At 59.7% G+C, this 14,297-nt stretch carries 8 protein-coding genes; 4 read left to right on the forward strand and 4 right to left on the reverse strand.

All coding sequences use genetic code 11. The features are described 5' to 3' along the window. Positions 1-36: 36 nt before the first annotated feature. Positions 37-1,236 (reverse strand): pyridoxal phosphate-dependent aminotransferase, encoded by a 1,200-nt coding sequence (locus LAO20_00655; GenBank protein MBZ5529913.1) that lies wholly within the window; start codon positions 1,234-1,236, stop codon positions 37-39. A gap of 327 nt (positions 1,237-1,563) precedes the next feature. Continuing rightward, positions 1,564-2,613 (reverse strand): anthranilate phosphoribosyltransferase, encoded by a 1,050-nt coding sequence (gene trpD, locus LAO20_00660; protein ID MBZ5529914.1) that lies wholly within the window; start codon positions 2,611-2,613, stop codon positions 1,564-1,566. 217 nt (positions 2,614-2,830) lie between these two features. On the opposite strand from trpD, the gene sucC reads away from it, so the two are divergent. From sucC to LAO20_00680, 4 genes are all read left to right on the forward strand, one after another. Further along, positions 2,831-4,003 (forward strand): ADP-forming succinate--CoA ligase subunit beta, encoded by a 1,173-nt coding sequence (gene sucC / locus LAO20_00665; protein MBZ5529915.1) that lies wholly within the window; start codon positions 2,831-2,833, stop codon positions 4,001-4,003. Positions 4,004-4,115: 112 nt separating this feature from the next. Continuing rightward, a complete protein-coding gene (gene sucD, locus LAO20_00670) occupies positions 4,116-5,003 on the forward strand; it encodes a succinate--CoA ligase subunit alpha (GenBank protein ID MBZ5529916.1) in 888 nt (295 codons plus the stop codon). An 86-nt stretch (positions 5,004-5,089) separates the two neighbouring features. Further along, the gene (ndk, locus tag LAO20_00675) at positions 5,090-5,515 is read left to right on the forward strand and encodes a nucleoside-diphosphate kinase (GenBank protein ID MBZ5529917.1); all 426 of its coding nucleotides are present in this window, start codon (positions 5,090-5,092) and stop codon (positions 5,513-5,515) included. 470 nt (positions 5,516-5,985) lie between these two features. Further along, positions 5,986-10,542: an Ig-like domain repeat protein gene (locus tag LAO20_00680; GenBank protein ID MBZ5529918.1), complete on the forward strand. Its 4,557-nt coding sequence runs from the start codon at positions 5,986-5,988 to the stop codon at positions 10,540-10,542. Positions 10,543-10,621: 79 nt separating this feature from the next. Here LAO20_00680 and LAO20_00685 read toward each other — a convergent pair whose 3' ends face one another. After that, positions 10,622-12,865, reverse strand: coding sequence for a M28 family metallopeptidase (locus tag LAO20_00685; protein MBZ5529919.1), 2,244 nt, complete (start codon positions 12,863-12,865; stop codon positions 10,622-10,624). A 34-nt stretch (positions 12,866-12,899) separates the two neighbouring features. Next, the gene (locus tag LAO20_00690; GenBank protein ID MBZ5529920.1) at positions 12,900-14,234 is read right to left on the reverse strand and encodes an aspartate aminotransferase family protein; all 1,335 of its coding nucleotides are present in this window, start codon (positions 14,232-14,234) and stop codon (positions 12,900-12,902) included. Positions 14,235-14,297: the final 63 nt, after the last annotated feature.

The following is a 14,297-nucleotide window of genomic DNA, read 5'->3' on the forward strand; positions in this document are numbered from 1 at the left end:
TCCTTAATGTTCGTGCTCATTTCGCGGCCAAATGCTCTATCGTCTCGATACGGACCCCTCTCTCCGCTCGAGACTAATGGAAGAGGACAGCCTCCGCAGCCGTTTGCATGCTTCCTGCAGCTCTGCGTCAGTCTTGGCGAAGCAGAAGCGGATCAGGTCCTCGCCGCCGGAGCCGTGATAGAACGCGCTGCCGGCCACGCTGGCCACCCCGGTTTCGCGCAGAAGCGTCATGGATTTTTCCTTACTCGTTTTGCCGCCAAGAATGCTGGCGTCGGCCAGCACGTAATACGCGCCCTTGGGGACAGACGGCGTCAGCCCAACTTCCTTCAGCACGCCGCACAGCAAATCGCGCTTCTGCACGTATTCCCGCGAAATCTCCTGGTAGAAACTTTCGGGCAGTTGGCGGATGCCTTCCGCCACGCCTATCTGCAGCGGCGCCGGCGCGCACACGTAAACCAGGTCATGAAAATACGCCATGGCCTGCGCCCACTTGCGATGGCAGATGGTATAGCCCACCCGCCAGCCGGTGATCGCGAACGTCTTGGAGTAGCCGGAAATGGTGATGGTCCGCTCCCACATGCCGGGCAGCGTAGCCGGGCTGATGTGGCGGCCTTCGTAGATGAAGTATTCGTAGATTTCGTCGGTAAACACGAACAGGTCATGCTTGATGGCGAAGGCGGCAATCCATTCCAGCTCTTCGCGGGTGAAGACTTTGCCGGAAGGATTCGCCGGGGTGTTGATCATGATGGCCCGCGTGCGCGGCGTAACGGCGCGCTCCAGGTCGGCCGGCGAAAACTTCCAGTCCGGCGCCTGCAGAGTGACAAACGCCGGAACCGCCTCCACCGCGATCAACGTGTTGAAATGATAGCCATAATAAGGTTCAAACAGAATGACCTCGTCGCCGGGATTGAGCAGCGCCAGGCAGCTCGCGTAAAAAGCGCCCGTGGCCCCTGAGTGGGCGATGACTTCCGTCTCCGGGTCGCACTCAATGCCGTTGAAGCGGCGCATCTTCTCCGCGATGGCCTCGCGGATCGGCGCCAGGCCTTCCGCGCGCGTGTAACTATTGATGCCGCCGTCAATCGCTCGCTTGGCCGCAGTGCGCACCGGCTCAGGAACTTCCGTATCGCAAACGCCCTGGGCCAGGTTGATGCCCTTGACCTTCTCGCACTCCAGGGACATCACGCGAATTTCAGATTGCACGGTAAGCGCCGCGCGCCGGCTTAGAGACAAGGACATGGGGGACCTCGGTTCGAACGTTGGGACTTTGATTGTAGCGTTGGGGATAGTGAATGGGAAGTTCAGCGATGGATGCTGGGATAGTAAGAAGGTTCTTTCTAGGCTAATCCCCGTCGAGGCCGACTTGCGCGCCGAGACGGGTGTTTCGGGAGCCAGAAAATCTCGGCAGGAGTTGAGAACCCGAGCGGTTGGGAGCGAAGCGAGAAACTACGGTGGTTAACAAATTGAGCCGCGAGGCCGGCTTGCGTGCCGAGCGGCTTGCCGCAAGCGCAGAAGGATTTCTCAAGATTGTAATTTCCGTCGGCGGTTTGGAGCGAAGCGACAGAATTAACGATTCGTAAACTCCGCCAGCGCATCCAGTTTCTTGCGCGCGGCGCCGGAGTCAATAGACTGGGCTGCCAGGGGCATGGCTTCCGCCAGCGAGTCGGCTTTGCCTGCGGCGACCAGGGCGGCCGCAGCATTCATGAGCACAATATCGCGGCGCGGAGATTTTTCGCCGGCAAGGATCTTGCGGATGATCTCAGCATTCACATGGAGATCGCCGCCGGTGATGGCGCTGAGCGGCGCGGTCTTGAGGCCAAACTGGGCGGGCGTGACTTCATACACGCGCACCCACTCGCCGCGGACTTCACCGATCTTCGTCGGCCCGCTGATGGAGATTTCGTCCAGGCCGTCCGCCCCGTGCACCACCAGCGCGCGATTCAGTCCCAGCATCTTCAGCGCGGTGGCCAGCTTCTCCACCAGGTCAGCGGAATACACGCCCACTACTTGCGCCGATGCGCCGGCAGGATTGGTCAGCGGCCCCAGCAGGTTGAAGACGCTGCGCAGCGGACGCAGTTCGCGCCGCGCCGTCTGCACGTACCTGGTGGCCGTGTGCATGGCCGGGGCAAACATGAACGCGATGCCCACTTCGCGCAGGCATTCGGCAATGCGCGCCGGAGGAATGTCAATCTTCACGCCCAGGGCTTCCATCACGTCCGCCGATCCGCATTTGGACGTGATGCCGCGGTTGCCGTGCTTGGCCACGCGCACTCCGGCGCCGGCGATGGCCAGCGCGCAGGCCGTGGAGATGTTGAAGGTATCGCTGGCGTCGCCGCCGGTGCCGCAGGTGTCCACCAGCGCCTCGCGCCCGGTGTCGCTCACGTCCAGCGCCGTGCCGTCCGCGTGGGTGATGGGCGTGGCCGCGGCGCGCATGGCCTCCGCAAAGCCCACGATCTCTTCCACCGTCTCGCCCTTCATATGCAGCGCCACCAGCAGCGCGGCAATCTGCACGTCCGTGGCTTGGCCGGTAAGGATTTGCGACATGACCTGGCGCGCCTCTTCGCGGCTGAGCGAGATGCGGTGGTTCGCGATTTTGTGGATGGCGTCAGTAATCATGGCGATGAACGGCTGACGACTAGCTTATCAGGCAAGGTCAAGGAAATCGCCGTGATCGCTGGAATCGCACGTCATCGCCGGAATCGGGAGTGCTCTCCATCAACAATATGCGCCGCAGTTCCGATCTCGGCGATGTCGGCGATTGCGTGCGATCACGGCGATCCTATAAAATCACTGGTTTGCCGCCAGCATTCCAGCGCCTCAAGCAGAACCTATCATGAAGATTCACGAGTATCAGGCCAAAACCATCCTTGCCAAATACGGCGTGCCCACGCCGCGCGGCGAGATGGCGTTGACCCGCGAAGAAGCGGAGATCGCAGCCAAGAAGCTTTTCGACTCCGGCGCCAAAGGCGTGGTGGTGAAAGCCCAGATCCACGCCGGCGGACGCGGCAAGGGCGGCGGTGTCAAAGTCGCCAAGACCCTGGACGAAGCCAAGAGCTGGTCGGACAAGATCCTGGGTATGCGCTTGGTCACGCACCAGACCGGCCCCGAAGGCAAGATCGTACAGCGGCTGCTGATTGAAGAGACGCTGCCCATTGAGCGCGAACTCTACCTGGGCATTGTGGTGGACCGCGCCACCGCGCGCCCGGTATTCATGGCGTCAGCTTCCGGCGGCATGGAAATTGAAGAAGTCGCGGCCAAAGATCCCAAGGCCATCTTGAAGGAAGCCATTGATCCGGTCACCGGTTTCCAGCCCTACCACGCGCGCAAACTGGCGTTCGGCCTGGGCCTGAAGCCGGAACAGATCAATGACGCCGTAAAGTTCATGACCGGACTGTACCGGGCGTTTGTGGATACAGATTGTTCGCTGTGCGAGATCAACCCGTTCATCACCACCGCGGACGGCCGTCTCTTTGCACTGGACGCCAAAGTCAACTTTGACGACAACGCGCTCTTCCGCCACAAAGACCTGCGCGAGCTGCGCGACATCAACGAAGAAGACCCGCTGGAAGTGGAAGCCTCCAAGTACAGCCTGAACTACATCAAGCTGGATGGCAACATTGCCTGCATGGTCAACGGCGCGGGGCTGGCCATGGCGACCATGGACATCGTCAAGTACGCGGGTGGCTCTCCGGCCAACTTCCTGGACGTGGGCGGCGGCGCTAACGCCGAACAGATTCGCCACGCCTTTGAAATCCTGCTCAGCGACCCCCACGTGAAGGCCATCCTTATTAATATCTTCGGCGGCATCCTGCGCGTGGACATGCTCGCCCAGGGTGTGGTGGAAGCCGCGAAAGCCACCAACCTGAAGCTGCCTCTGGTCCTGCGCCTGGAAGGCACCAACGTGGAGCAAGGCCGCGAGATCCTGAAGAACTCCGGGCTGAACTTCCAGGTGGCGGAGACGATGAAAGACGCAGCGGAGAAAGTTGTGGCCGCAGCAGGGCGATGATCTTAGCCCGGCGAGGCCGACTCGCGCGCCGAGCCGGCTGTACCAAGCGCTGAAGAATCTGACTCAATAACGAAACTGATTTGCGGTTTGGAGCGGAGCGACAAGAATAAAGATGGCCGTCCTAGTCAACAAATCCACTCGCCTCATCGTCCAGGGCATCACCGGACGTGAAGGCACTTTCCACGCCAAGGGCGCGGCCGCATACGGCACCAACGTTGTAGGCGGCGTCACGCCGGGCAAGGGCGGCGCCACGCATGAAGGCTGGCCGGTGTTCAACACCGTGCAGGAGGCCAAAGAAAAGACCGGGGCCAACGCCACCGTCATCTTCGTCCCGCCGCCGTTCGCCGCCGACGCCATCATGGAAGCCGTGGACGCCGAGATCCCGTTGATCGTCTGCATCACCGAAGGCGTTCCGGTCCTGGACATGGTGCGCGCCTATGAATATCTGCAGATCAAAGGCAAGTCGCGGCTGATCGGGCCGAACTGCCCGGGCATCATCTCGCCGGGCAAGTGCAAGATCGGCATCATGCCCGGCCACATTCATAAGGAAGGCAACGTGGGCATTGTTTCCCGCTCCGGCACGCTGACCTATGAAGCGGTGTACCAGCTCACCACGCGCGGCGTGGGACAATCCACGGCCATCGGCATTGGCGGCGACCCAATTATCGGCACCAACTTTATTGACGCGCTCACGCTGTTCAACGCCGACCCGGAGACCGAAGCCATCATTATGATTGGCGAAATCGGCGGTAACGCGGAAGAGAACGCCGCGGACTACATCAAGAAAAATGTAAAGAAGCCGGTGACGGCGTTTATCGCCGGGCAAACCGCGCCTCCGGGACGCCGCATGGGCCACGCGGGCGCGATCATCTCCGGCGGGCACGGCACGGCAGCAGAAAAAATCAAGGCGTTGGAAGCGGCGGGTATTGCCGTGGCCAAGTCGCCGGCGGTGATCGCGCAGACGTTGTTCGATCATTCAGGAATCAAGCCGGCAAAGTAACGCCGGCGGTGACGTTGCTATTGCGACGTCCAGCGACGCGGAAAGCCTGCGTCTTGACGCATCAACTCAGGAGAAACCAACCGTACATGGAAACTTTGCAACGCACTTTTTCAATCGTTAAACCGGACGCCGTGGCCAAAGGCGCCACCGGCGACATCATCCACATGATCCAGGAGAAGGGCTTCCGCATCATCGGCATGAAGATGCTGGAGATCAGCAAGCACCAGGCGGAAGGCTTTTACGCGGTGCACGCCAGCCGGCCCTTCTTTGATTCGCTCACCACGTTCATGTCCAGCGGGCCCATCGTGGTGCTGGCGTTGGAAAAGAACAACGCCATCGCCGACCTGCGCAAGCTGATGGGCGCCACCAACCCGGCCAACGCCGAAGCGGGCACCATCCGCAAGAAGTGGGCGGACAACATTGAGCACAACGCCATCCACGGCTCTGATGCCGACGACACCGCGCGATTTGAGCTGAGCTATTTCTTTGCCGGGTACGAACTGACGCAATAATCTGGCGAGCAAGTAGTTGACGGAGCCCCCGGCCCGCACAAGGCCCACCCTGTGCCTGTGCTCTATTCACGGTTAGCTGCCGGACAAACGGTTTTACATGCTCAAGGCACGGTCGCTGCTCAGTCGTCCGGCTCAACCAGCGCTGGCAGCGACCGCCTTAATACTGCGAAAATCCCAGATTCTCCCCCATGTGGGTTAATGGCTGGATAGTTGAATCTAGTGTAAAACTCCTATCTAGCTAGCTTTTCCATATATACTAGTATCGATTTTAGAGCAGCAACCTAGGTAACTATTAGCTATCCTGCCATCATTATAGTTTGCAGACACAAATAATCTGTTTGTGAACTACAATTCCCACCGTCTCCGATATTTCCAACGCAAGAGGAATGCTCATGCCTTCGGCTTTTCAGCTCACATCCTCCAGCAAGCTATCGTCCAGCCTAAACAAACGCCATAGATCAACATCAGGAATGGCCCTTCGCCGTATCGTATTCTGCGTGCTGCTCGCGGTAACGTACGTGGCGCAAGCGCAGGCGCAAGCGCCTACTCCACTGCCGGCACCGCAATCGGAACGAATCATCGTGAAACTTAGGCCGGCTCTGGCCCAGGAAGCCGAAGCGGAATTCCCGGCGGCCATGCCACCCCGGCAAATGCACATCCCTGCCGGTCAGGCCCGGAATGCGCGCGTGCAGAACTTTATCGGCCGGTATGCAGCGCGCCAGCTTTCGCCCATGTATCCCGAGATTGTCCAGCTCAAGAAGAAGCACGGATGGTCGGATGCCCAGTTCGCGGAACACATCCGCCAGCGCTTTGCCGCCCGGGCGCGACGGCATCCGCATCCAGTAGCCCTTCCGGAACTTTCGCGGACGTACATTCTGGAATTCGGCGCCATCTCTGCAGATCAAAAAGCACAGGCTGTGCAGCGGCTGAAAGCTGATCCTGATATCGAGTTTGCTGAACCTGAACACACATACTCCAGCAAGCTGGTGACCAACGATCCATTCCTCAGTACAAGTGGCTCCTGGGGGCAGCCTTACCCTGACCTTTGGGGCTTGTTTGCCATCGGCGCACCTGCTGCCTGGGACACGGCCACCGGCGATGGGATCGTGGTAGCGGTAGTCGATACCGGAATTGACTACAACCATCCTGACCTGGCCGCTAATGTATGGACCAACCCAAATGAGATCGATGGAAACTTCTTTGATGACGACGGCAACGGGTTCATTGACGATGTCCGCGGCTGGAATTTCTTCTTCGGCGACAACGACCCAATCGACCATAACGGGCACGGGACCCACGTAGCGGGCACTATCGCCGCTGTAGGCGACAACGGCATTGGCATCATCGGTGTTGCCTGGCACGCCCGCGTCATGGCGGTAAAAGGCCTGGACGATAACGGGTTCGGGTTCGACTTTACCCTGGCGCCGGCCATCATGTACGCGGCCAGCAATGGCGCGGACGTTATCAACGCATCGTGGGGCGGCCAGGGCACGTCCGAGTCCATTGAAGAAGCGATTCAGTTTGCCACCGGACTGGGTGTGGTCTTTGTCGCTGCGGCGGGAAATTCGAGCGAAGACGCTATGAATTTCTTTCCCGCGAATTCACCGGAAGCCATCACCGTAGCTGCATCTGATCCTTTCGGCAACTTTGCCTTTTTCTCAAATTTTGGTCCCAAGATTGACGTCACCGCTCCCGGTGTGGACATCCTCTCATTGCAAGCTGCATTCACATTTCTGGGCCCCCAGGTGGCTGACGGTTATATCCGGCTGGACGGTACGAGCATGGCCGCGCCTCACGTTGCCGGTGTTGCTGCACTCTCTCTGTCGCAGAACCCTGCTTATTCAACGGAACAGGTGCGGCAAGTCATTCGCTCGTCCGCAACCCCCGTTGATTTCGATTCCCGGTTCGGGGCCGGCAGACTTAACGCCGCGGCGGCTGTGGCCGTGACCAACCCGCTTGAGGCCCGCATCACTGGGCTTCAGTTCCCTGGCGGCCCGGGCGGTCCCATTACCATCAATGGCTTTGCGCAGGGCGCGGGCTTCTCCAACTACGTTCTGGAATATGGATTTGGAACACAGCCCTTCTTCTTCAATCAGTTCTTTTCCAGCGTCACTCCAGTTTCAGGGACGCTGGGCATTCTGGATCCAGTCAGCCTTGGCCTTTTCGACGGCACTTATACCATCCGGCTCACAGCGTTCAATACCAATGGCGCCGGCTTCACTGACCGTACGCAGTTCACGCTGGTCCTGGTTGCAATCACCAGCCCCGTGCCTACGTCCACTTTCAAACCAGGCTTCCAGTTGCCGATTGTAGGCACGGCCACCATGCCGGGCTTCTCTAATTTCACGGTGCAGTGGTCGCGGCAGGATGGCGTAGGTGGCTTGCAGAACACCGGCATTACTCTCACCGGCGACGGGCTTTCACCTTTGGCCGGCTCAACGCTGGCAACCTGGGACACTTCGTCCATCACACAGGCCGGTTATTACAACATCGTGCTTACAGTGAATGGTGGTACGTTCGAGCAGGCCTCAACCACCGTCTACCTGGAGCCCGACCTGCTGTCCATCGGCTGGCCGGTGTTTGTTGATCTGGGACCCTACTTCAATTCGGGGGTGGTGCCCGCCCGGAACGCTGACGGTACCACTCGGCTGGTAATGGAGAGTCCCAACCAAGGCACTACCCTGGCCGCTTCATGGGTATTCAATCTGGACGGGTCCTTTCAGAAAACCAACCTTGACCAGTTCGGTAGCTTCCACCAGCCGTCAGTCGGCAACATTGACGGTCTCCCCGGCGATGAAGCCGTCATGCCCGATTTCAACGTAATCCGCGTGATTCATCCCGACAGCAGCTTCGACATTTTGAACCCCGGAATTGACGTTGATTTCACCAAAAACCCTCTGCTGCTGGAAGACCTGAATAGCGACTTCAACCTCGAAACCATTGTGATCGGAAATAACTACCCCACCAACACTGCCTATGTTTATGCATGGCAGCCAAACGGCCAGCAGGCCCCCGGGTTCCCCATCCAGGTACAGGACCAGAATGATCTTAAGAACTGGTTCAATCACACACGCATCATGGCGGGTGATTTTGACGGCGATGGGGCAAAAGAAATAATGGTGCAGGAGGGACTTACTCAAGCCGACTACGCCTTGCGCTTGTTCAACCATGATGGCACGCCAAAAACTTTCAATGCTCCAGTCCTGACAGGCATTCCCTTTGCCATGGTGGCCGCGGACCTGGACCACAATGGCAAACTCGAAACCATCCTGGTGAATTACAACGGGCCGCAGGTCCTGCTTCACGTTTTTCAGCCCGATGGAACGGAGCGCCCGGGCTGGCCGATAGACGTTTCCCTTTCCAACCAGCAGTTCACCCAGTCATTCCTGGCGGTTGCTGACTTCAATCGCGACGGTCATGAAGAGATCGTGCTGTCACGCGATGCCGCGATTTATGTCTTCAACAGCGACGGCACGCTGTTCCCTGGCGCGTGGCCGTTGCAATCCGGGTTCATCGGATTTGGCGCGGTGGTGATTGGTGACGTGGATGGAGACGGCTTCCCTGAAATCGTAACCTCACGTTTTGATGTCACCTTGGGCGGCCCAAAGATTTTGGCGGTCCGCAGGGACGGCACGATCATGAAAAGCTGGGAACTCACCGGACCAAATGGCTTTTCGCCATTTCTGTATCCGGCCCCGGCCCTCATGGACTTTGACCAGAACGGGACCACCGACATTGCCGTGGCCTACCAGCTTTCCGGCGGCTCCACCATCCCTGGCGTGGTTACCGTGCTCGATACGCATGCCGGCTTTGCCGATGCCAATAACGACTGGCCGTTCATGCTGCAAAACCAACGGAACAATCCCGTGCTGCCGCGCCCCTCCGCCAGCAGCCTGGCCGTCACCTTAACCACAGGTTCTAATCCATCTATCGTCGGCGATAGCCTGACCTTTACCGCCACGGTAACCCCGGGCACGGCGACTGGAGCGGTCATGTTCTTTGATGGAACCACGCCGGTCTCGGGCGCTATCCAGCTGAACAACGGCTCGGCATCGTTTAGTACGCCGGGCCTCTTGCTGGGAACACATTCCATTACCGCGCGATACACGGGCGACAACAAACTCAGCGCCTCCGTGAGCCCCGTACTGATTCAAACTGTGACCAGGGTCAACGCAAGCGTCGCCCTCACCCTCACGGCGGGGACGAATCCTGCCCTGGTGGGAGATTCTCTTACTTTCACGGCAAGCGTCGCGCCCGCTTCAGCTACGGGAAGCGTAGCCTTCTTTGACGGCGCCACACCCATTTCCAGCGACGTACCTTTGGTTGCCGGATCGGCGAGTCTGACTATCTCGTCACTCCCGGCGGGGACCCACTCCATCACTGCGCAATATAGCGGGGACGCTAATTTCAACGCAGCCGCGTCCCCGGCGTTAACCCAGATCGTCAACAGCCCGAAAGCAAATGCCGCCATCACTCTCGTCCTGAGTTCAGGAACCAATCCTTCTGTCTTTGGCGCTCCGCTGACTTTCACAGCCAGGGTCACGCCAGCCTCCGCAACTGGGACCGTGGTCTTCTTTGATGGACCTGTTGCCATGTCCGGAAACGTACCCCTGGTTGGCGGGACGGCGAGCTTTAGCACCTCAGCTTTGACGGCCGGAACTCATTCGATCACCGCCCAATATGGCGGCGATGGGAGCTTTAACGGGGCTGTCTCCACTGCGCTTGTTCAGAACGTCGCTAAGGCCCCAACGCAAGTGGATCTGGAACGTGGGGAGAGCACTACCGCCCTTAAGCCCGGCCAGCCAGTGACCTTCATCGCCACAATCACTCCGGCCAGCGCAACTGGGACCGTGGTGTTCTTCGACGGGACCACAGCCATATCAGGCCCAATTCCGGTGAGCAATGGTTCAGCCAGCTTCACAACAGCTTCGTTGACCGTGGGATCGCACTCGATCAGAGCGCAATACAGCGGCGACGCAAATTACAAGGCAGCAAGTTCCAACGCGCTGCCGGTAAAGGTCAAGTAACCATCAGTCCGGGCGGGCCCTTCACGAGAGAGGCCTGCCCGGCTTCCCTTTTCCACCTGGCTATGTCGGGCCGATCGTCTTACTTCGCTCTTTCTATTTCCGCCACTGACGCCCTGAGCAGCTGCGTGTTCTTCTTGATGGCCGCTTCCAGCAGCGCCTGCTGTTCTTTCGCCACCTTCCAATCACCCTTCTCGGCGGCTTCGGTCAGCCCGGGAAGTTCCAAATGCGCGTAGGTATAGCGCGCGGCATAAAGAAGATGCTTGAACCACGGGCGTCCGGGGATTCCCTCCGGCGTAAGCCAGTTCGATTCCACGTCCATGATTGTCCGGTTAAGGGAGGCGATTTGGGCCTTGCGTGCGGCTTCGTACAAAGATTTGTCTGACAACAACCGCGCAACCGCCGCATTCAGTTCTCCGCCCGCTTTCTCAAACTCATTGATGTCTGCATAGAGCGACGCCAGGTCCACGTTGGGCTGCACTTTGCTGTTCTTGTCCAGGTCGTCCACGAACTTGCGGATGTTGGCAGCATAAGAAGCGAAATCAAACGGCAATACATCGGCGTTCGCCAGGCGCAGCGCCAGCGTCCCCCACAGGCGGGTGATGATCAGGTGATATTGATAGCCGGGATCGCCAAAATGTTCCACCCAGTAGTGGTTGTCATACATGGAATGGTAAACGCCGTACTTGCCGTCAAACTCCAGTCCCACGGTAGGCCGGCCCAGATGGTTGAGGAACACCGTGTGGTCTGATCCTGAGCCGATGCGCGTGTTCACCAGCTCAGCATCCGTCAGCGGCTTGTCAGACTTTTCTTCCTGCTGCCGGGTTTGCTTCCATCGTTCGTACAGCGTTTCACCGGAGGGGATTTGGATGGTGTGCGTGGCTTCCACGATCATGGGCGCCAGTGAAGCGACGGCGTCAGAGTGGAAGTCGGCGAATTCGTTTCCGGTACCGCGATTGCCCGGCCCGGACGCGGACGAATCCACGTTCAGATACGCGACCAGCTTTTTCTCCAGTTCGCCGCTGAACTGTTCGCCCCACTCGGTGGATCCGGTGAGCGCGTATTCCTCGCCGTCCCAACTGGCAATCACCAGCGTGCGCCGCGGGCGCCAGCCCTTTTTCTTCATCTCGCCCAGCGCGCGGGAAAGCTCCATCATGGACGCAGTGCCGCTGGAAGGATCAATGCCGCCAAAGGCCCATGCATCGCGATGGTTGCCCATGAGCACCCATTCGTCCGGCAACTCGCTGCCGCGGATGCGCGCTTCCACCACCGTGTACGGCTGGATGCTGGTATCCATGTCCACTTTCACGTGGGCCCGCACGCCGCCGCTCAGGCGGTACGTAATCGGCAGCGCGCCCTGCCACTCTTTGGGCGCTTCCGGGCCGTTCATGTTTTCCAGCAGCGGCTTGGCATCGCGCCAGGAAAGCGGCAGGGCAATAATTTTTGGCAGCGAGCGCGCGTCTTCCGGCTTGATGCGCTTGGCCCCGGGGACGGACGCCCATCCAGGCGTGGTGGGATCGCCGGGGACGATGAAGTCATAGGTGACGGCGCCGCGCTGTATGTGGCTCTCCGGCCCCCACGGCCCATCAGGGAAAACTTTGCCTTTGGCCAAGCCGTCTTCCGCCGGATCAGAATAGACCAGCATGGCCGCTGCGCCTTCGCGCTCCGCGGTGAGCGCTTTGAATCCGCGATAGCTATACGGATTGGAGTAGCGCACCAGGACGATCTTGCCTTTTACTTCAATACCGTTCTTGCGCAGAAGATCGTAGTCGTCGGGGTTGCCGCTGTGCGCGTACACGACTTCGGCTGTCACGTCGCCGGAAGCCGAATACCCCAGATACGCCGCCGACACGCGGGGATTTTTCGTGTCCGGATCGGCGTCATACGGGTCTTCGCGCAAACTGGCTTTGTATTGGACCGGCGCCACCATCTCCAGGGAAACCTGGCGCGGCGCGGAATGCAGAACGTCATACTTGCGCAGAGCAACATTTTCCCAGCCTTGCACCGTCCATTGCGCGGCGATGTAGGCCGCCAGTTCGTTGTTGCGGTCTGACGCCGCGGGATGGGGCTCCTGGGTGAAGTAGCGGTGCCACTGGCGCGTGCGCTCGGCGGTGGGGATGCGGAGAAAATCCTGTTCGATTTTCCATTCGCGCGCGGCGGAGCCTGCGGTAAAGCCGAGGATGGGGCCGCTGATGGCCGGCTTGCTGCCGGCGTCTGGCTTGGCTTTCGCGGTCTTCTCTTGTGGAGCGGCCAGCGAGATGGCCAACAGCGTAACCACGGCCGCCACAGCAAAAACGCACTTTCCGAATAAGGACTTTTGCCTCATGCAATCTCCCAGCTTCTTGCCGAATTGAGCTTGCTCACGGACCGAAAACCTGTTTGAGCGCCGCGGCAATGGCGCTGGCTATCATCGCGCACTCTTCTTGCGAAACAATGAACGGCGGCGCCAGCAGAATGTGGTCGCCACGCAGGCCGTCCACACAGCCTTGCGTGGGATAAGTCAGCACGCCGTGCTCCATCGCTGCCTGGCGAATCTTTTCGCAAATCTTTTCTTCGCGCGGGAACGGCGTGCGCGATGCTTTGTCTTGCACGAATTCCACGCCGGCCAGCAGGCCCAAGCCGCGAATGTCGCCCACATGCGGATGCGCTTTCAAGGGCTCAAGCGAGGCAAAAAGATCGCGGCCGGCTTCCTCAAGGCAGGTAAATAAGTTCTTCTCCTCCAGCACGTCCAGGACGGCATTTCCAGCGGCCATGGACACCGGATGGGCCTGATAGGTAAATCCGTGCTGGAATGCGCCTGATCCCTGCGCAAAAGCTTCTACCACACGTGGCCCCACGATGAGCGCTCCCAGCGGGGCGTATCCACTGGCTACACCTTTGCCCACAGTAATAATGTCCGGCTCCACGCCGTAGTGTTCCACGGCAAAGTTGCGACCGGTGCGCCCCATGCCGGTCATCACTTCATCAGCGATGAGCAGAATGTCATGGCGACGGCAGATTTCCGCCAGACGCTGCGCGTAGCCCGCAGGCGGCGCGGCCGCGCCCAGCGTCGCGCCGACGATTGGTTCAAACATGAACGCGGCGACATTCCCGCTTTCGTTCTGCAACAGCGTTTCCAGTTCGTTGGCGCAGGCTAGTTCGCACTGGGGGAACTGCAAATTCAGCGGGCAGTGATAGCAAAAGCACGGCGCGATATGCCCCCACTCAGGCAGCAACGGTTGATACGGTTGGCGACGCGCCACGTTGCCGCTCACCGCCATCGCGCCCAGAGTGCTTCCGTGGTAGCTCTGGCGGCGCGAGACAATCCGGAAACGCTCCTGCTCGCCGCGCTCGATGTGGAATTGCCGCGCCAGCTTGATGGCCGTTTCTGTGGCTTCTGATCCGCCGGAGGTGAAATGGATGCGTCCGCCGTTGCGCATTCCCGCAGGAGCCAGGGCCAGCAAACGCTCAGCCAGTTTCTCTGCGACGGGCGTGTGAAATTGTGACGTATGAGCGAAAGCCAGCTGCGCCGCCTGATCTGCCATCGCCCGCCCAATGGAAGCAACGCCGTGCCCGATGCTCACCACCGCTGCCTGGCCCGCGGCGTCAAGATACTTCTTGCCGTCACTCGAGTAAATCCAGCAGCCTTCGCCGCGGACGGCGCGAGGATAATCCTTACGGAAATTGCGCGGAAAAAGTGATAACGGGCGCGACATGGGCTGCAGTCTGCCGATTCTAGCAGGGTAGTGGGTCAGTTTGAAAAACTGGCCGACTAGCGG

The organism is Terriglobia bacterium, assembly GCA_020072815.1.
Classification (GTDB): domain Bacteria; phylum Acidobacteriota; class Terriglobia; order Terriglobales; family Acidobacteriaceae; genus Angelobacter.